The sequence below is a fragment of the Micromonospora sp. NPDC048930 genome (genome assembly GCF_043197935.1).
In the GTDB taxonomy this organism is placed as follows: domain Bacteria; phylum Actinomycetota; class Actinomycetes; order Mycobacteriales; family Micromonosporaceae; genus Micromonospora.
The window spans coordinates 80,938-102,482 of record NZ_JBICUB010000001.1; the positions used below are offsets into that span (position 1 = coordinate 80,938).

At 74.9% G+C, this 21,545-nt stretch carries 20 protein-coding genes and 1 pseudogene; 11 read left to right on the forward strand and 10 right to left on the reverse strand.

The window, feature by feature from the left end; all coding sequences use genetic code 11:
- Positions 1 to 26: 26 nt before the first annotated feature.
- The gene (locus tag ACGFI9_RS00460; RefSeq protein WP_393173284.1) at positions 27 to 674 is read right to left on the reverse strand and encodes a DUF4232 domain-containing protein; all 648 of its coding nucleotides are present in this window, start codon (positions 672 to 674) and stop codon (positions 27 to 29) included.
- Positions 675 to 805: 131 nt separating this feature from the next.
- Entirely contained in the window at positions 806 to 1,288 is a 483-nt protein-coding gene (locus ACGFI9_RS00465; RefSeq protein ID WP_393173286.1) for a GNAT family N-acetyltransferase, read from the reverse strand.
- A gap of 98 nt (positions 1,289 to 1,386) precedes the next feature.
- On the opposite strand from ACGFI9_RS00465, the gene ACGFI9_RS00470 reads away from it, so the two are divergent.
- From ACGFI9_RS00470 to ACGFI9_RS00480, 3 genes are all read left to right on the forward strand, one after another.
- Positions 1,387 to 2,385 carry a glycosyltransferase family 39 protein gene (locus tag ACGFI9_RS00470; protein ID WP_393173288.1) on the forward strand — a complete coding sequence of 333 codons (999 nt, stop codon included), beginning with the start codon at positions 1,387 to 1,389 and terminating at the stop codon, positions 2,383 to 2,385.
- 225 nt (positions 2,386 to 2,610) lie between these two features.
- Positions 2,611 to 2,928 carry a hypothetical protein gene (locus tag ACGFI9_RS00475; protein WP_393173290.1) on the forward strand — a complete coding sequence of 106 codons (318 nt, stop codon included), beginning with the start codon at positions 2,611 to 2,613 and terminating at the stop codon, positions 2,926 to 2,928.
- 85 nt (positions 2,929 to 3,013) lie between these two features.
- Positions 3,014 to 3,832 carry a TIGR04222 domain-containing membrane protein gene (locus ACGFI9_RS00480; protein WP_393173292.1) on the forward strand — a complete coding sequence of 273 codons (819 nt, stop codon included), beginning with the start codon at positions 3,014 to 3,016 and terminating at the stop codon, positions 3,830 to 3,832.
- 42 nt (positions 3,833 to 3,874) lie between these two features.
- On the opposite strand, the gene ACGFI9_RS00485 is transcribed toward ACGFI9_RS00480, so the two are convergent.
- Positions 3,875 to 5,350 (reverse strand): von Willebrand factor type A domain-containing protein, encoded by a 1,476-nt coding sequence (locus ACGFI9_RS00485; RefSeq protein ID WP_393173294.1) that lies wholly within the window; start codon positions 5,348 to 5,350, stop codon positions 3,875 to 3,877.
- A gap of 223 nt (positions 5,351 to 5,573) precedes the next feature.
- On the opposite strand from ACGFI9_RS00485, the gene ACGFI9_RS00490 reads away from it, so the two are divergent.
- From ACGFI9_RS00490 to ACGFI9_RS00500, 3 genes and pseudogenes are all read left to right on the forward strand, one after another.
- Positions 5,574 to 7,070: a hypothetical protein gene (locus ACGFI9_RS00490; RefSeq protein WP_393173296.1), complete on the forward strand. Its 1,497-nt coding sequence runs from the start codon at positions 5,574 to 5,576 to the stop codon at positions 7,068 to 7,070.
- Positions 7,071 to 7,109: 39 nt separating this feature from the next.
- A pseudogene (locus ACGFI9_RS00495) lies at positions 7,110 to 7,526 on the forward strand (hypothetical protein); the annotation flags it as partial.
- An 850-nt stretch (positions 7,527 to 8,376) separates the two neighbouring features.
- On the forward strand, positions 8,377 to 8,862 hold the full coding sequence (locus ACGFI9_RS00500; RefSeq protein WP_393173298.1) for a hypothetical protein: 486 nt from the start codon (positions 8,377 to 8,379) through the stop codon (positions 8,860 to 8,862).
- 59 nt (positions 8,863 to 8,921) lie between these two features.
- Here the strand turns inward: ACGFI9_RS00500 and ACGFI9_RS00505 are convergent, their stop codons facing one another.
- Positions 8,922 to 9,425 (reverse strand): endonuclease VII domain-containing protein, encoded by a 504-nt coding sequence (locus ACGFI9_RS00505; RefSeq protein WP_393173300.1) that lies wholly within the window; start codon positions 9,423 to 9,425, stop codon positions 8,922 to 8,924.
- Positions 9,426 to 9,959: 534 nt separating this feature from the next.
- Between ACGFI9_RS00505 and rox the strand changes: the two genes are divergently transcribed.
- On the forward strand, positions 9,960 to 11,384 hold the full coding sequence (gene rox, locus ACGFI9_RS00510) for a rifampin monooxygenase (RefSeq protein ID WP_393175180.1): 1,425 nt from the start codon (positions 9,960 to 9,962) through the stop codon (positions 11,382 to 11,384).
- A 66-nt stretch (positions 11,385 to 11,450) separates the two neighbouring features.
- Here the strand turns inward: rox and ACGFI9_RS00515 are convergent, their stop codons facing one another.
- On the reverse strand, positions 11,451 to 11,933 hold the full coding sequence (locus ACGFI9_RS00515) for a DUF1992 domain-containing protein (RefSeq protein ID WP_393173302.1): 483 nt from the start codon (positions 11,931 to 11,933) through the stop codon (positions 11,451 to 11,453).
- A 157-nt stretch (positions 11,934 to 12,090) separates the two neighbouring features.
- On the opposite strand from ACGFI9_RS00515, the gene ACGFI9_RS00520 reads away from it, so the two are divergent.
- Complete coding sequence (locus tag ACGFI9_RS00520; RefSeq protein ID WP_393173304.1) at positions 12,091 to 12,519, forward strand: YkvA family protein; 429 nt, start codon at positions 12,091 to 12,093, stop codon at positions 12,517 to 12,519.
- Between the two features lie 9 nt (positions 12,520 to 12,528).
- Here ACGFI9_RS00520 and ACGFI9_RS00525 read toward each other — a convergent pair whose 3' ends face one another.
- The gene (locus ACGFI9_RS00525) at positions 12,529 to 13,077 is read right to left on the reverse strand and encodes a GNAT family N-acetyltransferase (protein WP_393173306.1); all 549 of its coding nucleotides are present in this window, start codon (positions 13,075 to 13,077) and stop codon (positions 12,529 to 12,531) included.
- Positions 13,078 to 13,202: 125 nt separating this feature from the next.
- On the opposite strand from ACGFI9_RS00525, the gene ACGFI9_RS00530 reads away from it, so the two are divergent.
- Positions 13,203 to 13,853, forward strand: a complete 651-nt coding sequence (locus ACGFI9_RS00530) for a LysE family translocator (RefSeq protein ID WP_393173308.1) — start codon at positions 13,203 to 13,205, stop codon at positions 13,851 to 13,853.
- A gap of 21 nt (positions 13,854 to 13,874) precedes the next feature.
- Here the strand turns inward: ACGFI9_RS00530 and ACGFI9_RS00535 are convergent, their stop codons facing one another.
- Positions 13,875 to 14,309: a Beta-galactosidase C-terminal domain gene (locus tag ACGFI9_RS00535; protein WP_393173310.1), complete on the reverse strand. Its 435-nt coding sequence runs from the start codon at positions 14,307 to 14,309 to the stop codon at positions 13,875 to 13,877.
- Between the two features lie 95 nt (positions 14,310 to 14,404).
- Here ACGFI9_RS00535 and ACGFI9_RS00540 point away from each other — a divergent pair, with 95 nt between their 5' ends.
- Together ACGFI9_RS00540 and ACGFI9_RS00545 are read left to right on the forward strand one after the other, a co-directional pair.
- Complete coding sequence (locus ACGFI9_RS00540; protein ID WP_393173312.1) at positions 14,405 to 15,625, forward strand: ROK family protein; 1,221 nt, start codon at positions 14,405 to 14,407, stop codon at positions 15,623 to 15,625.
- 267 nt (positions 15,626 to 15,892) lie between these two features.
- A complete protein-coding gene (locus ACGFI9_RS00545) occupies positions 15,893 to 18,889 on the forward strand; it encodes a beta-glucosidase (protein WP_393173314.1) in 2,997 nt (998 codons plus the stop codon).
- Positions 18,890 to 18,891: 2 nt separating this feature from the next.
- Here the strand turns inward: ACGFI9_RS00545 and ACGFI9_RS00550 are convergent, their stop codons facing one another.
- The 3 genes from ACGFI9_RS00550 to ACGFI9_RS00560 are packed head-to-tail and all read right to left on the reverse strand — an operon-like array spanning position 18,892 to position 21,545.
- Positions 18,892 to 19,401, reverse strand: coding sequence for an NUDIX domain-containing protein (locus ACGFI9_RS00550; RefSeq protein WP_393173316.1), 510 nt, complete (start codon positions 19,399 to 19,401; stop codon positions 18,892 to 18,894).
- Between the two features lie 9 nt (positions 19,402 to 19,410).
- Entirely contained in the window at positions 19,411 to 20,235 is an 825-nt protein-coding gene (locus ACGFI9_RS00555) for an SDR family NAD(P)-dependent oxidoreductase (RefSeq protein ID WP_393173318.1), read from the reverse strand.
- A complete protein-coding gene (locus ACGFI9_RS00560) occupies positions 20,232 to 21,545 on the reverse strand; it encodes a flavin-containing monooxygenase (RefSeq protein ID WP_393173320.1) in 1,314 nt (437 codons plus the stop codon). Before ACGFI9_RS00560 ends, ACGFI9_RS00555 begins: the two co-directional genes overlap by 4 nt.

Genomic DNA, 21,545 nt, shown 5'->3' on the forward strand with positions numbered 1-21,545 from the left:
GACCCGGCGGCTGGGGACGCGGACCCTCAACCGGACCGGCCCGTCGTGCCGGCCACCACCGGGTGCACCTCGAGCGCCGAGCAACTGTCGGTGGTCCAGGCCAGCCGCACCGACCGGGTCTCGTCCGGCGGCGTGACCAGCAACGACGCGTACGGGGCACACGCCCCGCCGTCGCCGGCGCGGAAAGCCAGCGCCTCGACCAGGGCGGACGCCAGCTCACCCGGGGCGAGCAGCACGCGGACGGGCTCGTCGCCCCGGACGCCGCCGAGGTAGCCGTGCGGGGTCCGCTTCGCGTGGGCCAGGGTCTTCCCGGCGCGGTCGAGGCCGTCGGCGCCCGGGTAGCCCCGCAACCAGCACGCCTGATCACCGCGATTCTGGAAGATCAGCCGCACCCCTCGATGGCCGGACCCCGACGTCTCGTCGCCGAGGACCACGTCCAGTTGCGTCACCGTGCACCGCTGCGGCACCCGGGTACCGGCAGCCGGCACGGTCGAGCGCGTCGGGCTGGCCGTGATCGGCGCGCCGGAGGTCGCCGTCGACGCGGTCACCGTGCTCTCCGGCGCGGCCGTCGACGGCGCCGCCTCCGAACCGCAGCCGGGCAGCGCCAGCACGCCGACGAGCAGGAGATGCCGGTACGCGCGACCGGCGTGCGGCCGGACAGTCATGACAGCCATCAGGGTCTCCGTTTTCCGCTGCGGCACGGTCCGGGGCCGGATGCCCGGGATCGACGTGCCCTGTCGCCCCACACGCTTCGGTCCGGCATCCGGTTGCGTCCCGACGACGACGGTCGTCGACCCGACAGTCCTCAGAGGAACCGGTGCATGACGTGCAGGCCGACCCGGCCCCGGGTGGGGTGGCTGAAGGCCTCCGGCACGGTGCCGACCACCGAGAAACCGAGCCGCCGGTACAGCTCGACGGCGGGATTGGTCTCCACCACCGCGTTGAACTGCATCGCGGCGTAGCCCTGGCGGCGGGCCCAGTCCAGGGTGTGCTCGACCAGCGCCCGGCCGACGCCACGCCCCCGGGCGGCGCCGGCCACCAGGTAGCTGGCGGTGGCCACGTGCGAGCCCGGACCCGGCCGGTTGGGGCCCATCTTGGCGGTGCCGAGGATCCGCCCGTCGACCTCGGCGACCACGGTCCGCCCCGGCGGCCGTTCCACCCACACGTCGTGCCGGACCTCGGCGGGCCACGCCGGGTCGTACGGGAAGGTGTCCCCCGCCTCGATGACCTCGTCCAGGATCGGCCGGACCTGGTCCCAGTCGGCCCCGGTGTACTCGCGGATGCGCATCCCGCGCAGGCTAACCGCAGCACCGACGGCGCGCGAGCCGGTTTACCCGGCCGCCGAGCGGATCCCACGGGTGGCGCGGCGGGACGATGATGGACTGCGTGGCCGAGCCCGTGACCGACCTCGAACGCCCCGACCCGGCACCGTCCCCGGTGGACCGGCCCCCACCGCCCGGTCCGCGTACCGCCGGGCCGTGGCTGGTCGGCGCGTCCGTCACCGCAGTGCTGCTGCTGCTCGCCGGCCGGTACGGCTACCACCGCGACGAGCTGTACTTCCTGCTCTGCGGCCGGCACCTCGACTGGGGCTACGTCGACCAGGGTCCGCTGGTCCCGGCCCTGGCCCGGCTGGCGGACACGGTCGCGCCGGGCAACCTGGTGGTGCTGCGTACCCCCTCGGCGCTGATCGCCGGCGCAGCGGTGGTGCTGGTCGCGGCGATCGCGCGCGAGTTCGGCGCGGGGCGGGGCGCCCAACTGTTCGCCGCGTTCCTCGCCGCCGTCGCGGGCATCGTGCTGGCCCCCGGGCACCTGCTCAGCACCACCACGGTGGACCTGCTGGTCTGGCTGGTTGCGGCCTGGTGCGCGGTCCGGATGCTGCGCACCGGCGACAGCCGCTGGGCCCTCGGCCTGGGCCTGGCGCTCGGCGTGGGCATGCTCAACAAGCTGCTGCCCGCCCTGCTCGCCGTCGGGCTGCTGGCCGGGGTGGCGATCGCCGGCCCGCGGAGGCTGCTGCGGGACCGGTGGGTGCACCTCGGCGCCGCCGTGGCCGCCCTGCTCGCCGCGCCCTACCTGGTCTGGCAGGCCGCGCACGGCTTCCCGCAACTGTCGGTGGCCTCGTCGATCGCCGGCGGGGACAGCTCCTACAGCGGGCGGCTCGACGCCGTCGTGCTGCAACTGGTCATCATCAGCCCCTTCGCGGTGCCGGTCTGGGTGGCCGGGCTGGTGGCGCTGCTGCGCCGGCCGAACTGGGCCGCGTACCGGGCGGTGGGTTGGGCCTGGCTCGTGGTGTTCGCGATCGTGCTGCTCGTCGGCGGCAAGGGCTACTACGACGCCCCGTTGCTGCTGGTGCTCGCCGCCGCCGGGGCGGTGGTCACCGCCGACTAGGCCGGCCGGAGCCGGGCCCGGCGGGCGCTGCTCGCCGCCGGCACGGCGGGCGCGGTCGCCAGCAGCGGCGTCCTGCTGCTGCCCACCCTGCCGGCCGACCGGCTCCCCGGCTTCGTCGTCGAGGTCAATTACGACGCGGGCGAAACCATCGGCTGGCCCGCGTTCGCCGACTCGGTCGCCGCCGTCCACCGGGGCCTGCCGGCGGCCGAACGGGCCCGCGCGGTCGTGCTCACCGCCAACTACGGCGAGGCTGGGGCGCTCGCACGGTACGGGCCGGCGCGGGGACTGCCCCGGGCGTACTCGGGCCACAACAGCATGGCCGCCTTCGGCCGCCCGGCCGACGACGCCGACGTGGTCATCGCCGTCGGTTGGGCCCGCGCCGACCGGCTGCGGGCCTGGTTCACCGAGGTCACCGAGGCCGGCCGGGTGGACCAGCGGGTCGCCGTCGACAACGACGAGAACGGGCTGCCCATCTTCGTCTGCCGGGGCATGCCGCGCCCGTGGTCCCAGATCTGGCAGACCGAGGTACGCCACGCCTCGTGATCATATTCGGCCGCGCGCTGCGCGCCGCCGAGGCGCGGGTGAACAGGTACCGGGCGGCCTGGGCCGCCGGGCCATACTTGGCGCCATGCTCTGGGGTGTCAGCGGACCGCTCTTCCTGCTCGACTACGTCACCGCGGTCGCCGTGGCCCTCGCGGTCGCGTTGGCGGTCCGCGAGCTGACCGGCCGGCGGGTCCGGGGCGAGGCGCCGGACACCGTCGAACTGGCGTACCTGACCGACCGGGCCGGGCTGGCCTGCCAGGTGGGCATGGCCGTGCTGCACCGCGCCGGGGTGGTCCGGCACGGCGAGCTGGCCACCCTCGCGGTGGACGGCCCGCCCCCGCCGCGCGCGGCCCCGCTGGTCCGCGCCCTGCACGCCGCGCTGCGCCGGCCGCAGACCTGGGCGGCCGTGCTCGCCGACCCGGGGGTGGGGCGGGCCCTGCGCCGGCTGGTGGCTCGGCTGGTCCGGGACGGCTGGCTGCTCACCCCGGCGCAGCGGCGGCGGGTGGCGCTGGGCACCCTGCCGCTGTTCCTGGTCGCCGCCGTCGGGTTGACCCGGCTGGTCGACAGCGCGGTCGAGGGCCGCGACGCCGGTGGCCCCGCCTCCGTGGTGGGGCTGCTGCTGTGCTGCCTGGCCACCGCCCTGGGCGGCTGGTGGCTGTGCGAGGTGCCGGAGACCGGGTCCGCGGCGCGTCGCCTGCTGCGGCGGCTGCGCCGCCAGCACGCCGACCTGGCGCCGGAGCGGCGGCCGGTGTGGCGCGAACGCGGCACCGACGAGCTGCTCACCGCGATGGCCCTGTTCGGGCCGCGCCCGCTGCTGGCCGTCGACCCGCGCCTCGGGGAACTGGTCGGCATCGACGTCGAGCGCACCCGCCCGGCCCCGCGGCGCAAGCTCTCCCGCAACTGACCCTGGGTGTCCGCCCGCCACCACGGCGGGCGGGCACCCGGCTCAGCGCAGCTTCTCGGCCTCGCGGATCACCTGGCCCAGGTCCCGCACCTGCGCGTCCTCGGTGGCCTCGGCCGCCCGGTCCGCGATGGTCGCCAGGTCGCCCAGGCGCGCCTCCCCGCCACCCTGCAGGGCCACCGCGAAGTACGCGGCCGCGTAGCAGGTGCGCAGCCGCGGCGACGCCTCGGCGAAGTCCCGGTCCAGGTCGGCGACCGTCACCGACTCGTACGTCTCGGCCGGCTCCCGGTCCTTTGGGTCGGTCCACCGCACCTGCACCCGGCCGACCCGGGCCGAGGGGGACGCCTCCTCGGCGAGCCGGACGGCGTACAGCGCGGTGACGCTGTGCCCCGGGCCGACCTCGCCGCCGTCGACCCGGTCGTCGCGGAAGTCCTCGTCGGCGACGGCCCGGTTGTCGTACCCGATGAGCCGGTAGGAGCGCACCGCGGCCTTGTCGAAGGTCACCTGGACCTTGGCGTCGAGTGCCCGGACGCTCAGCGTCGCGGGCAACTGCTGCACGAACACCTTCCGGGCCTGGTCACGCTCGCTGACGTACACCGCGAAGCCGTCGCCCCGGTCGGCCAACTGCTCCATCAGCTGGTCGCCGTACTCGCTGCCGACACCCACGCCGAGCAGGGCGATCTGCTTCTCCGCCTCCTCCCGTACCCGGCGCAGGATCGGCTCCGCCTCGGTGCTGCCGGTGTTGGCCAGCCCGTCGGAGAGCACGATCACCCGGTTGGTCCGGCCGGCCCGGAACCCGTCGCGGGCCACCCGGTAGCCGAGCACCAGGCCGGCCTCCAGGTTGGTGCTGTCCTGGCTGTGCAGGGAGTCGATGGCGGTGTGCAGCTGGCGGGCGTCGGAGACGGGGGTCATCTCCCGGACCACCCGGGCCCTGGTGCTGAACTCGACGATGGCGATGGAGTCGGTGGGGCGCAGCTGGTCCACCAGGGTGTGCAGCGCGTCCTGCACGAGATCGAGCCGCCCGGGCTCACCCATCGAGCCGGAGACGTCGATGACGAAGGTGAGGGCCGCGTCCGGGCGGCTCTCCCGGTCCTCCGCGCGGGTCTGCAGGCCGACCCGCAGCAGCCGCTCGTCGGCCACGGCCCGGTGCGTCCCGGGCAGGCGCGCGCCGTCGACGTGCACGGCGAAGCCGTCGCCGGCGGGCTCGGCGTAGTCCTGGCGGAACGAGTTCACGAACTCCTCGGGCCGCACCTCGGAGCGTTCCGGCAGCCGGCCGTCCCGGATGAGCCGGCGGGCGTAGCCGTACGAGGCGGTGTCGACGTCGACGCCGAACGTGGAGGCCGCATCCTCCGCGGTGGTCGTCTCCTCCCCGCCCGACCAGGGCGTGCCGCCGTACGGGCGGTCCGGGCCGCGGGCCGAGTCGCTGCGCTGCCCGCCGCCGCCCCCGTACGAGCAGGCGGTGATCGTCATCGCGGCGGCCAGCACCAGCGGCAGCAGCGTCGACCGTCTCATGTGGGCCATCGGATCCTCCTGGCTGGACTGAGGGGCGGTGATCCGGCCGTGCCGCGCCGGATCCGTCCCGGTCATTGACGCAGGGCGGCGGTGTGGTGGCTCCCGCCGTGGCCGAGCCGATATCCAAGCGTGAACGTCGTGACCGATCCGTGTACGAAGCGTGACCTGAATCGGTCGGCGTGCGCGGCGGCCCTGTGCTGCGGCTCAGCCGCCGATACGGCAGAGTGGGCCGGTGTCCGCAGCCGAGACGACCGGGAGGACGGCGACCGTGGAGGGTCCGAGCGGGGTAGTGTTCCCCCAAACCGGTGGTACGCGTAGCACGACGGCGCTGGGCCGGGCCGTGGTGGCCGACGCCCTGCGCGCGGTCGACCCGGTGGGGGCCCGGGCCGCCGAGCACGAGACCAACTGGCGGCACGGCTACCTCGGGCACTTCCGCCGGCTGGTGGAGGCCGGCCTGCTCTCCCGCGACGCGGCGCTGACCGTCGCCCGGGACGGGCTGGCCTCCCTGCACGCCCGGATGCGCTACCTGCCCGAGGGCGGTGCGGAGATCGGCCTCGACGAGGTGTTCGCGCTGCCCGACCCGGAGCCGCTGGCGACCGCCACCGTGGCCGGGACCGGCGAGGTGGAGCGGGAGCTGTCCGTGCCGTACCGGGGGCGGCGGCTGCGCGGCGACGACCTGCGCCGCCGCCTCGACGCCTGGGTGGACGCGGGCGTGATCGAGCCGAGCTGCGCCGAGGCGGTCGGCGCGGTGCTGGCCAACCCGGACTGGCTGGACCTGCGCGACCAGCGGATCGTGGTGCTCGGGGCCGGCGCGGAGATGGGCCCGCTGCCGTCGGTGCTGCGCTGGGGCGGCGACGTGGTCGCCGTCGACCTGCCCCGACCCGAGATCTGGCGGCGGGTGCTGCGCACCGCCCGCCGCCACGGCGGGCGCCTGCACCTGCCGGTCCGCCCCGGCACCGGCGACGACGACGAGGCCCTCGCCGCCGGGGCCGGCGCGGACCTGCTGCACCGCCTCCCCCAGGCCGCCGCCTGGCTCGGCGGCCTGGACGGGCGGCTGGTGCTCGGCAACTACGTGTACGCGGACGGCGCGACGAACGTGCGGGTCGCCACCGCGGTCGACGCGCTCACCGTCCACCTGGCCCGGCGCCGCCCGGACGTCGCCCTCGCCTTCCTGGCCACCCCCACCGACGTGTACGCCGTCCCCGCCGAGGCGGTCGCCCACGCCGAGCGCGGCTACGCCGCCCGGGGCCTGGCCCGCCGGTCGCTGCGGGTGCTCTCCGGCGGCCGGCTGCTGCACCGCAACTATCCGCCGGCCGCCGACCCCGGGATCAACGACAGCCTGGTGCCCCAGCAGGGACCTAACTACGCCCTGGCCAAGCGGCTGCAACGGTGGCGGGCGGCGGTGGCGCGCGACGCCGGGACGACGGTATCGTTCACCGTGGCCCCGCCCACCCGGACGCGCTCGGTGCTGCGCAACCGGGCCCTCGCGGCCGCGTACGCGGGGGCGCACCGGTTCGGCATCGAGGTGTTCGAGCCGGCCACCAGCAACACGCTGATGGCCGCGCTGCTCATGCACGACCTGCGCACCGGGGGCGGTCCGGCGCAGGAGCACCCGTGGCGGGACGAGGCGTACGGGGCGGCGCACGGCGGCCTGTGGCGGGTGCCGTACGCCCCGCGCAGCGCCCTCGGCCTCGCGGTGCTGCTCGGCCTGGGCGGCGCGCGGGCCTGACCCAGGTTTCCTTGTCTTGGCCCTCGGGAAGCCAACCGTATGGCCGAGACCTTCGCAGATCAGGACCTGACCACCCTGCGGTCCATCGCGCGCGGTGCCGGCATACCCGACACCGAGCGGTTGCCGCACGACGAACTGGTCGACATGTTGCGCCGGGCCGGTCTGGCCGGGCCGGACGGTCGGCCGGTGGACACCAGCCTCGCCGACCCCGGCGATCCGGGCGACGCCTCGGGCGTGTACCACGCCCGTGGTGTCGGACGCCGCGAGTCCGCCGGCGGCCCGGGCGCGGAAACCGGCTGGCCCGACCAGCCGACCCAGGATCCGGCGCGGTTGTCCGGGCTGCCTCGCAGCAGCCTGACGCTGGGTGACGAGAGCACCGGCGGCCAGGCGGCCGAGCAGGCGATCGGCGCCCAACCGGGCGAGGCCGGCACGGAGATCCCGGACCGTACGCAGGACGCGCGTGGCGTCCAGGGGGAGATACGGGATCCGGCGCGGTTGTCCGGGCTGCCTCGCAGCGACCTGACGCTGGGTGACGAGAGCACCGGCGGCCAGGCGGCCGAGCAGGCGATCGGCGGCCGACCCGGCGAGTCGGGCCAGGAGATCCCGGACCGTACCCAGGGCTGAGCGCCCACTGTGGGCCGCCCCCGAGCGGGGGCGGCCCACATCGCTGCCCGTCTGCCGGAGCTTTCCGCCTCGCCGTCCTGTTTCGCCGCTCAATGCACGGCTGCGCTGTTTCGACATCCGACGCACATGATTTCCGGATATGCGAATGGTGAGACATTACGCGGCGTCCTCACCTTTCAAACACGGACAAAGCCCACCAAGCGCCTCATAACCTCGACCGGTGGCTGTTCGCATGTCGCTCGATGGGCTTACCGGTGCTCCACACCCTGCCGGGTCAACCGTCACCGCCCGGACTGCTGCCCTGGCCTCGCCCGGCACGGACAGCCGCGCCCGCACGCCGCCGGTCGACGCGCCGACGGCACCAGCTCCGGGAGGTGATGGCCCCGGGACCTGAGAAGCGGACATGAGGCGCGCCCGGCGCTGAATTCGTCATAACTCGTTAACTTTTGTCATATAGTCCGCTCGCGACAGCGGCCGCGGCCCGGCTCCCGGAAATGCCCACCCGGTCCGGCCGGCGCCGCCGGCGGAAAGACGGTGATTGGGGTGATCACCGCGGCCGGCACGGGCCTCGCCCTCCTACAGGCCCGTGCCGGCCACCCCGCCCGCCGGTCGTGGCGGCCGTCCCACACCCCGAAACCACACATCCGACCCGGCGGCCCACCCCGGGGCGAGAGGAGACGTGATGTGGCGCCCACCGACCCCGGTCGAGCAGGAACTGTGGAACGCCGTCGTCGCCGGGGTCCGCGCGGCCAACCAGGCGAACCGCGAAGGGTTCCAGGCCGCCGTCGGCCGCCTGTCCCGACTGCCCCGCCCCTGGGCGCCCCAGGTCCTCCGCGACACCGCCGACCTGCTGGTCGAGGAGTGGGACCCGGACGGCCGGTATCCCTGGCCGCTGCTGGCCGCGCAGCTCGACCACGTCACCGGATGGCTGCCCGAGGCCGATCCCCGGCTGCTGGCCGCGATCCTGTCCAACGGCGGGTCGCCGCCCGGCGCCGGCACGCCGGACCGCGTCGCAGACGTCCGGGTCCGACTGTTGCTGGTGGCCCTGCTGGCCAACGCCGCACGGGCCGGGGTGGGCGCCTTCGTCGACGTGGCGTTGGCCGGCAACAGCGGCCGGACGCCCCGCCTCCTCTCGGGCACGGTCCCGCACTGCCGCCCCGGGCGCTGACCGCAGACTCGGTGGCGAGACCACCGAGAGTCCTGCGACTGGCGCAGCAGGGGGCACAGTCAGCGTCGCGCTTCCACCGTACGACTCGGCTCCAGCATCAGCGGTGCACCCTCCCGGTTGAGGAGGTAGCGCGCGGCCGCCATGAGCAGGTCCGGCGAGTCGCGGAAGCCGCCGAGGCCGGCGTTGCACGCACCGCAGAGCAGACCGCGGACCCGCTTCGAGTCGTGGCAGTGGTCGACAACCAGCCGGAAGGGCTCGGCGTTCCGCGTACCGTCCAGTCGCGGCCTGCCCCTCGAACCCACCTTGATCTCGCTCTCGTGGGCACCGCAGATGGCGCAGCGGTAGCCCTGGGCCTCTCGCCGGGCGTCGTACTCCTCCGGCCTGATTCGGTAGAAGGACCAGAGGTTATCGGCGCGGACCTTGTCCGGGTTGGCCCTGCGGTTCTTGTGGTTGTTGGCGCGGGCGTACTCGCGGCACGGGGCGCAGGAGAGCAGTTCACGGCCGTTCTTCATGAAGCTGTCGCGGGGTCGCGTCTTGTCGCACCGGACACACACCTTGGACACCCTGCAACAGTATCACTTTTGTTGTTACCCAGGAACTGTCATTATGGTGCATCGTGTGTTCGCCCGTTTTGTCGGGTTGGTTTATCGGATTATCGGCAATGGCAATCCGATAAACGGCGGGAGTGGGGCCCGGGAGGATGGGTTGGGCGGTCTGGTGGCGGTGTGCAGCTTGGCGCCAGCCTCGCTGCAACCGCACTGGCCCCGCTCGGAGTCGTGATCAGGTGGCGGGGAAAGGACTGGACGGGGTGATGCTCAGGCTTGTAGCTTCCAGCTGACCGCGACACCGACCGAGGAGGTGAGACCCATGAACGCTGTATCGATGTGGGTGCTCCCCCTTCCCGTCACGGTCGGGCGATTGACGTAGGTGTCGCCGGGAGCGCCTCGCCAACAAGGCGCTCCCGAAAGGCAACACCTATGCACTCTCTGCCGTTCACCACCGAGCCGTCGTCGACCGATACGGTCGAGCGCGACTTCACCGCGGGCGATGTCCCCCGACTCCCAGCACCGGCCTCCGACGCCGATCGTGCGCCCCTCATGTTCGACGTGATCATTGCCGGGTGCGGGCCGACTGGTGCGATGCTGGCCGCCGAACTGCGGCTGCACGACGTGCGGGTACTCGTCCTGGAGAAGGAAACCGAGCCCAAGTCGTTCGTCCGCATAGTAGGCCTGCATATTCGCAGTCTCGAGCTGATGGCAATGCGCGGACTGCTGGATCGCATTCGCGAACGCGGAAGACAGCGTCCGGCCGGCGGCTTCTTCGCCGCCATCCCCAAACCCGCGCCCGAGGGCCTGGATTCCGCGCACGCCTATCTGCTGGGCATCCCGCAGCCGGTCATCGAACATCTGCTCGAAGAACATGCCATCGAACTGGGTGTGCAGGTCCGGCGCGGTTGCGCGGTGGCCAATTTCGAGCAGGACGACGAGGGTGTGACCGTCGAGCTGGCCGACGGGGAACGGCTGCGTTCGCGCTATCTCGTCGGCTGTGACGGCGCGCGCAGCACGGTGCGAAAACTGCTCGGCGTCGGCTTCCCCGGCGAGCCCTCGCGGACCGAGACGCTGATGGGCGAGTTGGAAGTGGGCGTGCCGCAGGAGGAGATCGCCGCCAAGGTGGTCGAAATCCGCGAGACCGACAAGCGACTCGACCTCAGGCCCGCAGGCGTCGGGGTCTATCGCGTCGTGGTCCCCGCGGCGGGAGTCAGCGATCGTGCGGAACCGCCCACCCTCGAGGACTTCAAACAACAGTTGCGCACCATCGCCGGAACCGATTTCGGCGTGCACTCCCCGCGCTGGTTGTCCCGCTTCGGGGATGCCATACGGCTGGCCGAACGTTATCGGGTCGGGCGGGTGCTGCTGGCCGGCGATGCGGCACACATCCATCCACCCATCGGCGGACAGGGCCTCAACCTGGGCGTTCAGGACGCATTCAACCTCGGCTGGAAACTGGCCGCACAGATCCGCGGCTGGGCGCCGGAAACACTGCTGGACACCTACCAGGCCGAACGTCATCCGGTCGCCGAGGACGTGCTGGACAACACCCGCGCCCAGATGGAACTGCTCTCCACCGAACCGGGCCCGCAGGCCGTGCGCAGGCTGCTCACCGAACTGATGGACTTCGACGAGGTGAACCGCTATCTGATCGAGAAGATCACCGCGATCGGCATCCGCTACGACTTCGGCGCGGGCCCCGACCTGCTCGGCCGCCGCCTGCGCGACATCGACGTCAAACAGGGCCACCTCTACGGTCTGCTGCATCGCGGCCGCGGCCTGCTGCTGGACCGCACCGAACGCCTGAGCGTCGGCGGCTGGTCGGACCGGGTCGATTACCTCGGGGATCCCACTGTGGTGCTGGATGTTCCGTGCGTCCTGCTACGCCCCGACGGCCACGTCGCCTGGATCGGCGACGATCAGCAGGACCTGGACGACCACCTCTCCCGCTGGTTCGGCAAGCCCGCCAGCTAATTTCGCCGGAGCAACCGGGATGAGGCAATCGTTGTGGCCGGCTGCACCGGTCCCCGACGACGGCAGTCAGCGCCGGCGCCAGGGCAGCCGCCAGCGCCGCCGCGGCCGGGCCGGGGCGGCGGGGGCCGCCTCCGGCGCGGCGGCGACCGGCTCGGCCGCCGCCCGCTCCCGATCGGCCCGCCACCCGCGTACGACGTCGTCGATGTTGACCGGGCGGACCGCCACGCGCGGTCCCGTCGGGGTACGCAGCCAGGCGACGATCTGCGCGTTCAGGTCGGCGACGTACGCCCGCACCGACTCCTCGCTGGGCAGGTCACGGACCTCGGTGGGCACCTGCTCGATGCGCCGGCGCAGTTGCAGCGGGGTGGGCAGCAGCAGGTCGGTCGGGAGCTGCTCCCGCTCCAGGAAGCTCTTGATCCACCACGACTCGTCGTACGGCAGGTCCCGGCCCGGGATCGGCTTGCCGGCGCCGGGCAGGTTGTCGAATTCGCCCCGCTCCTGGGCCGATCGGATCTGCGCCTCGACCGCCGCCTCCCAGCCAGTCGTCACCGCCGTCACCTCCCGCATCCACCGTATCCGCCAGTCCCGACCCCGGGTCAGCGCGCGCGGCGAGCGACGCATTCCCCACCGGCGGGCGGCGGAGACACGGCGTACATTCCTGGTGGGCCGGCGGGCGGCCCGTACCCCCGTGGGAAGGATCATTGGCGTGCGCGACTGGCTGATCGGGCTCGGTGTCGCGGTGGCCTGCCTGCTGGCCAGCTGGGCGCTGCTGGTCCTGCTGGCCCGGCGGCTCCCGCCGGGCATCCTGCGGGACCTGGCCGCGTTCATCCCCGACTGCCTGACGACCGTGCGCCGGCTGCGCAAGGATCCGCGGGTGCCGCGTCGGGCGAAGGTGGCCGTCGTGTTCGCCGGGCTCTGGGTGGCCAGCCCGATCGATCTGATTCCCGAGTTCCTGCCGGTCATCGGCCCGCTCGACGACATCGTGGTGGTGGCCCTGGCGCTGCGGTACGCCGCCCGGCAGGTGCCCCGGCAGGTGCTGCTCGACGCGTGGCCCGGGGAGCCGCGGCTGCTGCTGCGGTTGCTCGGCCCGGCGACCGGCGATCCGGCGACCGGGGCGGAACCGGTCGGCCGCTGACGGTCGGGGTTAGTCCCGGCGGCGGACGTGGCGGTGGCCGTCCCGCGGGAACGGCGGCCGGGCGGGCAGCACCTCCTCGAAGACGTACCCGCTCTTCTCCGCCACTCGGCACGAGGCTGGGTTGTCGACCTGGTGCAGCAGCTCGAGGCGGGTCAGCCCACCGGCGGCGAAGCGGGAGAACGCCCACGCGCTGACTGCGTCCACCGCGCGCGGCGCCACCCCGCGCCCCCGAGCCGGCGCGGCCGTCCAGTAGCCGACCTCGGCGTCCGGCCGGCCGGGGGCCACCTCCTTGAGCACCACGTGCGCGACCAGCCGCTCGCCCTCCGGGGTCGGCTCCAGCACGGCGAAGCTGAACCGGCGGTCGGCCGCCCAGCCCTGCCGGCTGCGCCTCAGGAACGCGCGGGCCTCGGACCGGGTGGTCACCGGGTGCCGGGTCCAGCTCAGCAGCACCGGATCCCGGTACGCGGCCAGCAGCGCGTCGGCGTCGCCGTCGCACCACGGCCGCAGCAGCAGTTCGGGGGCGACGGGGGTGGCCGGGGCGCGCAGGACGATCGACATGCCGGCATTCTCACCCGAGTGGCCCGGTCCGCGGGGGCCGCCGGTGGCGGGTGGTCATGCCCGGGCACGGGCCGCGATCATCGCCCGCGTAGGGTCGGGGCAGGACGCGGGGAACGGGGGTCGGCATGGTCACTACCGGTGCGCTGGTGGGTATCGCCCTGGTGGCGTTGGGTCTGGTGCTCACACCCGGCCCGAACATGGTCTACCTGGTGTCCCGGTCAGTCACCCAGGGCCGCCGGGCCGGGCTGGTGTCCCTGCTCGGAGTGGCGGTCGGCTTCCTGGTCTACCTGGTCGCGGCGGTCGCCGGGATCGCCACCGTGTTCGTGCTGGTGCCCCCGCTGTACCTGGCGGTGAAGCTGGCCGGCGCGGCGTACCTGCTGTGGCTGGCCTGGCGGACCCTGCGCCCGGGCGGCACCTCGGCGTTCACTCCCGCGCCGCTGCCGCCGGACCGGCCCCGGCGACTGTTCACCATGGGCCTGGTCACCAACCTGCTGAACCCGAAGATCGCCATCCTGTACGTGTCGCTGCTGCCCCAGTTCATCGACCCGGCGCGCGGCCACGTGGCGGTGCAGAGCCTGCTGCTCGGGCTGACCCAGATCAGCATCGCGCTGACCGTGAACGGGCTGATCGTGCTCACCGCCGGCAGCGTGTCGGCGTTCCTGACCCGCCGCCCGACCTGGGCCAGGGTGCAGCGGTACGTGATGGGCAGCGTGCTGGCCGGCCTGGCGATCCGGATCGCCGCGGACCGCTCCCGCGCCGCCGTCGCCACGCCCTGACCCGGTACGCCCCGACGACTGTCACCGGGGCGGCTCGCGGAGCACGGCGACCCCACCGGCCGGGACGGTCACGGTCTCGTCGACCGGTTCGTCCGTGATCAGCTCCAGCCCGGCGGCCGGTACGCGGTGCGGCCGGTCGGTGTGGTTGAGCAGGAACAGCCGGCTCCGGTCCCTGTCGCGGCGGCGCACCGCCTCGGCCCCGGGCGGCGCCGCCGGGCACACAGGGGTGACGCCGGCGCGCCGGGCGGCCTCGGTGAGCAGCCGGCGGTAGGTGTCGTCGTCGGGGCGGGTGGAGACGTACCAGGTCAGGGCGTCGCCGATCCGGTGCCGGGTGACCGCCGGCCGGCCGCCCAGCACCCCGCCGAGGTACGCGGTGACCGGTGCGGAGGACTGCGAACCGGATAGAATTAGTTGTGGTTCCAGCCGAACAAGCCAATCGACGGTGATCCCTCCCACAAGACGACCGGCGGCGGCCGGTCCGGGCCAGCCGCGGGGTGGGCGATGATGGGGGCCGCACCACCGGGACCGGCGGCGCAGGAAGCGGGCAGCTCGTGATCAGCATCCACACACCACCCCAGCCGACCGACCTCGGCGACGTGCGGGTGGCCAACCGGGCCGTGGTCCTGCGGCACGTCCGCCTGCACGCGCCCTGCTCCCGGGCCGACATCGCGGCGCACACCGGGCTCAACAAGGCCACCGTCTCCAGCCTGGTCACCGAGCTGATCGACCGGCGGCTGCTGCGCGAGACCGGGCTGACCGAGAACCGGGTCGGCCGACCCGCCACCATGCTCGTCCTCGACGGCGAGCCGTACGCCGGGCTCGGCCTGCAGATCGGCGCCGACGAACTGGTCGTGGTCGCGGTCGACCTCGGCGGCAACCGGCTGCTCACCTGGCGGCGGGCCTTCGCCGCCGCGGCCGCCACCCCGGGGCAGACCGTGCAGGCGCTCGCCGCGCTGGCCCGCCGCGCGATCAACCGGGTCAGCGGCCAGGGCCGCACCGTGCTCGGCCTCACCGTCGGCGTACCCGGGCTGGTCGACACCGACGACGGCGTCCCGCTCGCACCCGCGCTGGGCTGGCGGGACGTGCCGCTCGCCGCCGAGCTGCGCCGCGCGCTGCGCGACCCGGGGTTCGCCGTCGGCGTCGACACCGACGCCAACCTCGCCGTCCTGGCCGAGCAACGGCACGGGGCGTACGCCGGCACGGCCGACCTGGTGCACCTCACCGGCGGGGTGGCCGTCGGCGCGGGCCTGGTCAGCGGCGGCCGACTGCTGCGCGGCGGCCGGGGCTTCGCCGGCGAGATCGGCCACGTCCCGCTGGACCCGGCCGGGCCGGTCTGCGCCTGCGGCCGGCGCGGCTGCCTCGCCGCGCTCACCGGCGTGGACGCGGTGGTCCGCCGGCTGCTGCCGGACGCCGCACCGGACGGCCCGGTCGCCGACTACCTGCCCGAGGTCGAACGGATCCAGGCCCTCGCCCGCTCCGGCGACGACGCCGCGCTGAGCGGTCTCGCCGAGGTCGGCCGGCAGCTCGGCCACGGAGTGTCCATCCTGGCCAACCTGCTCGACCCGCAGGTGGTCGTGGTCGGCGGACACCTCGCCGCGCTGGCGCCCTGGCTGCTGCCGGCGGCCCGGGCCGAACTCGCCGCCCGCACCCTGGCCCCGCCGGACGGCGGTTGCCGGCTGGAGGCGAGCAACCTCGGCTCGGCGGCCAGCGCCCTCGGCGGCGCCACCGCGGCCCTCGCGACCGTCGAGGCGGGACGGCTGCCGGCCGCCTGAGCGCGGGCCCTCGGCCGCGCTCCGTCCGGACCGGACGTCGCGGCCGGGCCTTGACCGGACCGGTCGCCGGGTGCCAACCTCGGTACGGCCACTCCGGCACAGGGCAGTCGGGGCGGCATTTCTTTCCGCGGTTGTCGAAGCGCTTCACCACGCGTCCGGGCCGACGACCGCCCCCTCCACCATGCGCGCCGCCACTCGTCACGACGGTCGTCGAAGCGCTTCGACCCGCCGCGGGCCGCACCGCACGCCCTACGGAAGGCACCTGCCATGACCGACCGCACCCCGCACCGCCTCGACGACCTGCTGGCCCGGCTCACCCTGCCCGAGAAGCTCGGCCTGCTGCACCAGTGGCAGGCGCCGGTGCCCCGCCTCGGCCTGCCGTCCTTCCGCACCGGCACGGAAGCGCTGCACGGCGTCGCCTGGCTCGGCCCGGCGACCGTCTTCCCGCAGGCGGTCGGGCTGGCCGCCACCTGGAACCCCGAGCTGATCCGGGCCGTGGGGGCCGCCGTCGGCGACGAGGTCCGCGCCACGCACCAGGCCGACCCGGAGCGCGTCGGCCTCAACGTCTGGGCGCCGGTGGTCAACCCGCTGCGCGACCCCCGCTGGGGCCGCAACGAGGAGGGCTGGTCCGAGGACCCCTGGCTGACCGGCCGGCTGGCCACCGCGTACGCCCGGGGGCTGCGCGGCGACCACCCCACCCGGCTGCGGACCGCGCCGACGCTCAAGCACTTCCTGGGTTACAACAACGAGACCGACCGGGCCACCACGTCCAGCGACCTGCCGCCCCGGGTGCTGCACGAGTACGAGCTGCCGGCCTTCCGCGCCCCGCTCGCCGCCGGCGCGGCGGTGGCCGTGATGGCCTCGTACAACCGGGTGAACGGGGTGCCGGCGCACCTGAGCCCGCTCATCGAGGGCGAGCTGCGCGGCTGGGCCGAGGACGACATCATGGTGGTCGGCGACGCCGGGGCGGTCGGCAACATCGCCGGCGTACAGGGCCACCTGCCCGACCACGTCGAGGGATTCGCCGCCGCGTTGCGCGCCGGGATCGACAGCTTCACCGAGGACGACCGGGACAGCGCCCCCACCGTGGCACGGCTCACCGAGGCGCTGCACCGGGGGCTGATCGGCGAGTCCGACGTGGACCGGGCGGTGCGGCGCATCCTCGCCGTACGGCTGCGCCTGGGCGACCTGGACCCACCCGGGCAGGACCCGTACGCCGGCGTGCGGGCCGACGTGGTCGACTGCCCGGCGCACCGGGAACTGGCCCGCGAGGCGGCCCGCCAGTCGGTCGTGCTGCTGCGCAACGACGGGCTGCTCCCCCTCTCCCCCGCCGAGACGCCCCGGGTGGCCGTGCTCGGCCCGCTGGCCGACGCGGTGTACGAGGACTGGTACAGCGGCACCCTGCCGTACGCGGTGAGCGCGTACGCCGGGCTGGCCGCGCGGCTGCCCGAGGTGACCACCCATCCGGGCGCGGACCGGATCGCGCTGCGCGTCGGCGACCGCCACGTGCACTGCCCGGACCGTCCGGAGGGCGGCCCGCTGGCCCTCGACGGGGCGGCCACCCGCTTCGACGTGTTCGACTGGGGGCAGGGGGTGGTGGCGCTGCGCGCGGTGGGCAACGGCCGGCACGTCGGCGCCGACGAGACCGGCGTTCTGGTCAACGACCGGCCCGGCCCGGGCGACTGGGTGGTCCGGGAGACGTTCCGCTTCCACCACCGCGCCGACGGCACCGCCCTGCTGCACCACCTGGCCACCGACCGGTACGTCGCCGTCGACGGCGACGGCCGGCTGGTCGTCGGGGCGGACGCCGGGCAGGCCGCCGTGTTCACTCCCGAACTCGTCGCCGACGGCGCCGCCGAGGCCGCCGCCCTGGCCGCCGCCGCCGACGTGGCGGTGGTCGCGCTCGGCAACCACCCGATGGTCAACGGCCGGGAGACCGAGGACCGGGTGGACCTGGCCCTGCCGGGCCGACAGGAGGAACTGCTGCGCGCCGTGCACGTCGCCAACCCGCGCACCGTGCTGGTGGTGACCAGCAGCTACCCGTACGCGGTGGGCTGGGCGCAGGAGCACCTGCCGGCGGTGCTGTGGACCTCGCACGGCGGTCAGGAGCACGGCAACGGCCTGGCCGACGTGCTGCTCGGCGACGCCGACCCCGGCGGGCGGCTCACCCAGACCTGGTACGCCGACACCGCCGACCTGCCCGAGCTGCTCGACTACGACATCATCGGCGCCGACGCCACCTACCTGTACCACCGGGGCGAGCCGCTGTACCCGTTCGGGCACGGGCTCAGCTACGCCCGCTTCCACTACGCTCACCTCCGGTCGAGCGCGGCCGTGGTGCCCGCCGGCGAGGAGGTCGAGGTGAGCGTCGAGGTCACCAACACCGGCGTCCGCCCCGGCACCGAGGTCGTGCAGCTCTACACCCGGCAGCGCCGCTCCCGGGTCAAGCAGCCGTTGCGGCAGCTGCGCGACTTCGCCCGGGTGACCCTCGACCCCGGGGTGACCGCGCGGGTCACGCTGCGGCTGCGTACCGACGAGCTGGCCTGGTGGGACGAGACCCGGGGCGCGATGGTGGTGGAGGACGCCACGCACACGCTGCTGGTGGGTCGCTCCGCCCGGGACGTCCGGCTGGTCGGCGCGGTGACCGTGACCGCCGCCGCCCCGACCGGCGCGCGAGCGGGAGCTGCCGGTGGGTGGGCTGCTGGACCGGCAGGCCGCCGACCGGGGCCGGCTGCACCCGGCGCTGCTGGAACAGCTCTTCCACGCCGGCCGCTACCTGCTGTTCAGCACCGGGCGCTGACCGTACGCGGCGACGAGAACCTGTCCGCGCACGGCAGCCTGCACCGGGCCCTCGCGGCGGCGCGGCTGCACGACGGCCCGCTGGTCGCGGCGAACCTGCGGAAGATTCTCGGCGCGGACATGTTCTTCCGGTCGTTGATGAGCGCGCACAACCCGGGCCGGGTGACCTACAACGCCGACGCCGCGCACGCCCTGCCGGCGGTGCTGATCGAGTCGCTGGTGCAGTCGCGGCCCGGGGTGCTGCGGCTGCTGCCCGCGCCGCTGCCCGGTCTGGACTCCGGGACGCTGCGCGGGGTGCGCGGCCGGGGCCGGGTCGTCGTCGAGGAGCTGGCCTGGGACGCCGCCGGGGTCCGCGCCCGGCTGGTGTCAGCGGTGGCGCAGCGGCTGCGGGTCCGCGGCCCGGGTGGGGAGCGGGTGCTGGCGCTGACGCCGGGGCGAGCCGTCGAGGTCGTCTTCCGGCGCTGACGTCACAGGTTGTCCGGCTGGTGCAGCGCCGGGTGGTGCTCGCCCGGCGCGGCGTACCAGGCGGCCCGGTCCGCGCGCAGCGCGGTGCTGATCCGCAGCCGGGACCAGTCGTCCAGCTCGGGCAGGTCGTCCGGGGCGAACCAGTCGACCGCGAGCGACTCCTCACCGTCCACCATCGGGGCGCCGCCGACGGGCCGGCAGTGGAACCAGACGTTGAGGTACTCGCAGGCGTCGCCGTTGGGGTAGACGACCGGGTGGGTGGCGACCCCGCCGACCCGCTCGATCTCGACCTTGACGCCGGTCTCCTCGTACACCTCGCGCAGCAGCGCGTCGGCCGGCTGCTCGCCCGGGTCGACCACCCCCGCCGGGATGGACCAGCGGCCGTTGTCGCCCCGGCGGGCCAGCAGCAGCCGCCCGGCGTCGTCGGTCACCACCGCACTGACCCCGTAGAGCATCAGCAGGTCGTGTCCGATGTGGCGGCGCATCCGGGCGATGTAGGGCGACAGTGGCATGCCGGCACCCTACCGGCGGGCCTCCCGGTGCCGCCGCACCATGCCGGCGGCCAGCGGCGCGCCGTCCAGGTCACCGGCGGCGATCCGCCCGGCGACGGTACGGCGCACCAGGCGGTCGGCGAGGGCGGGCGCGTGCCGGGCCAGGGCCAGCTCAACCCGGCCCCGGGCGGTGGTGGCCACGTCGCGGGGCGGCCGGCGGGCGGTGGCGGCGCGCAGGATCGCCGCGATCACGCCGTCCACCGGTTCGAGCCGGGACACCCCGCTCAGCGACAGCCCGGCCCGGGCGGTGCTGTCGTGGATCGGTGACGCGACCATGCTGGGGTAGACGACGCTGACCCCGACGTGGGTGCCGACCTCGTGGCGCAGCGCGTCGGCGTACGCCACCAGGGCCCGTTTGCTCACCCCGTAGGCGGCGGCGAGGGGCAGCGGCAGCACGGCCATCCGGCTGGCCACGAAGACCACCCGACCGCGGGCCGCCTCCAGCGCGGGCAGCGCCGCCGCCGTGGTGCGCCAGGCGGCGAGCAGGTTGACCTCGAGCTGCTGCCGGACCAGCTCGTCGGGGGGCAGCTCGGCGGGGGCGGGCCCGCCCACGCCGGCGTTGTTGACCAGCAGGTCCAGCCCGCCGAGCCGGTCCACGGCGGCGGCCACCGCCGCCGGCGCCGCGGCCGGGTCGGTGAGGTCGCAGCCGAGCACCGGCACGTCGGCGTCCTCATCGGCGCGCAGGTCCAGCCCGACGACCCGGGCGCCGGCGCCGGCGAGCGCGGCGCCCAGGTGCCGCCCGAAGGTGCCCCGCGCCCCGGTGACCAGCACGCGCCGTCCGTGCAGGGCGCTCATGCCGGCGCCCCCGCCCGGCGCCGTCCGGCGGCCAGTTCCCGCTCCAGTTCGGCCAGGTACGCGTCGAAGTCGACCCGCATGTGCGGGCGGCGCTGCCCCCACCGGGTGGTGGCGGCGCGCAGCTCGGCGCGGCAGGCGGCGGCCTGCCGGGCCGGGTCCGGGGGTGCCCAGGTGCCGGCGAGCCGTCCGGCGACCAGCCGGGCCTGCGCCTCGACCAGTGGGAACGCCGCCCCGGTGGACTGCATCAACCCGACGAAGGCCAGGCCGGGGGCGTCGAGGTGGAAGACGTGCCGGTACAGCGGCAGCCGGTCGGCGCCGTCGCCGAGCAGGCCGGGGTCGAGGAACGGCACCTCCACCCGGTAGCCGGTGCACCAGACCACCAGGTCCACCTCGTCGGCGCGGCCGTCGGTGAACTCGACCCGGGTGCCGGCGAACCGGGCGATGCCGGGGCGGGCTTCGATCTCGCCGTGGGTGAGCCGGGACAGCAGCCCGTCGGAGAGGGTGGGGTGGTCCTGGAGGAAGCCGTGTGCGGGGGTGGGCAGCCCGTACCGGCCGGGCGGGCCGACGGTGGCGGTGAGCATGGTCTGGCTGATCCGCTGCCGCAGCCGCCAGGGCAGCCGGCGGGCGAGGGCCCCGTTGAGGGTGTCCGACGGGCGGCCGAGCAGGTACTTGGGCACCACCCAGACGCCGCGGCGCAGCGACAGCAGGGTGCGGGTGGCCGCGTACGAGGCGTCGACGGCGATGTCCATCGCCGAGTTGCCGCCACCCACGACCAGGACCCGCCGGCCGGCGAGCTGCTCCGGCCCCCGGTAGTCGTGGCTGTGCAGCTGTTCGGCGGCGCACTCGCCGGGCTGGGCGGTGGGCAGGTTCAGCACCCGGTTGTGGCCGTTGGCCACCACCACCGCCTCCACGTCGATCCGCACCGGCCCGTCGGGCCCGGTGGCCTGCACGGTCCAGGTGTCGTCGGCGGCGCGGACCACCCGCTCGACGGTGTGCCGCAGCCGGACGTCCTCCCGCAGCCCGAACCGGTCGGCGTAGTCGGCGAGGTAGCCGGCGATGCGGGTGTGGTCCGGGTAGTCGGGCCAGTCGGCGGGCATCGGGTGGTCGGCGAACTGGGTGCGGCCCCTGCTGGTGTTCAGGTGCAGCGTCCGGTACGTGGGCGAGCCGGGCGCCCCGTACACCCACAGGCCGCCGACGGTGTCCGCGGTCTCGAAGGCCACCGCCGGCACGCGTGCGTCGCGCAGCGCCTTGAGGGTGGCCAGGCCGGCCGCCCCGGCGCCGATCACCGCGACCCTGGGCCGTGCCGTCAT

Coding starts and splice junctions, on each gene's coding strand:
- ACGFI9_RS00460 (WP_393173284.1), bottom strand. CDS start 674: ATGGCTGTCATGACTGTCCGGCCGCACGCCGGTCGCGCGTACCGGCAT.
- ACGFI9_RS00465 (WP_393173286.1), bottom strand. CDS start 1,288: ATGCGCATCCGCGAGTACACCGGGGCCGACTGGGACCAGGTCCGGCCG.
- ACGFI9_RS00480 (WP_393173292.1), top strand. CDS start 3,014: ATGCTCTGGGGTGTCAGCGGACCGCTCTTCCTGCTCGACTACGTCACC.
- ACGFI9_RS00485 (WP_393173294.1), bottom strand. CDS start 5,350: ATGGCCCACATGAGACGGTCGACGCTGCTGCCGCTGGTGCTGGCCGCC.
- ACGFI9_RS00500 (WP_393173298.1), top strand. CDS start 8,377: ATGTGGCGCCCACCGACCCCGGTCGAGCAGGAACTGTGGAACGCCGTC.
- rox (WP_393175180.1), top strand. CDS start 9,960: ATGTTCGACGTGATCATTGCCGGGTGCGGGCCGACTGGTGCGATGCTG.
- ACGFI9_RS00525 (WP_393173306.1), bottom strand. CDS start 13,077: ATGTCGATCGTCCTGCGCGCCCCGGCCACCCCCGTCGCCCCCGAACTG.
- ACGFI9_RS00530 (WP_393173308.1), top strand. CDS start 13,203: ATGGTCACTACCGGTGCGCTGGTGGGTATCGCCCTGGTGGCGTTGGGT.
- ACGFI9_RS00545 (WP_393173314.1), top strand. CDS start 15,893: ATGACCGACCGCACCCCGCACCGCCTCGACGACCTGCTGGCCCGGCTC.
- ACGFI9_RS00550 (WP_393173316.1), bottom strand. CDS start 19,401: ATGCCACTGTCGCCCTACATCGCCCGGATGCGCCGCCACATCGGACAC.
- ACGFI9_RS00555 (WP_393173318.1), bottom strand. CDS start 20,235: ATGAGCGCCCTGCACGGACGGCGCGTGCTGGTCACCGGGGCGCGGGGC.
- ACGFI9_RS00560 (WP_393173320.1), bottom strand. CDS start 21,545: ATGACGGCACGGCCCAGGGTCGCGGTGATCGGCGCCGGGGCGGCCGGC.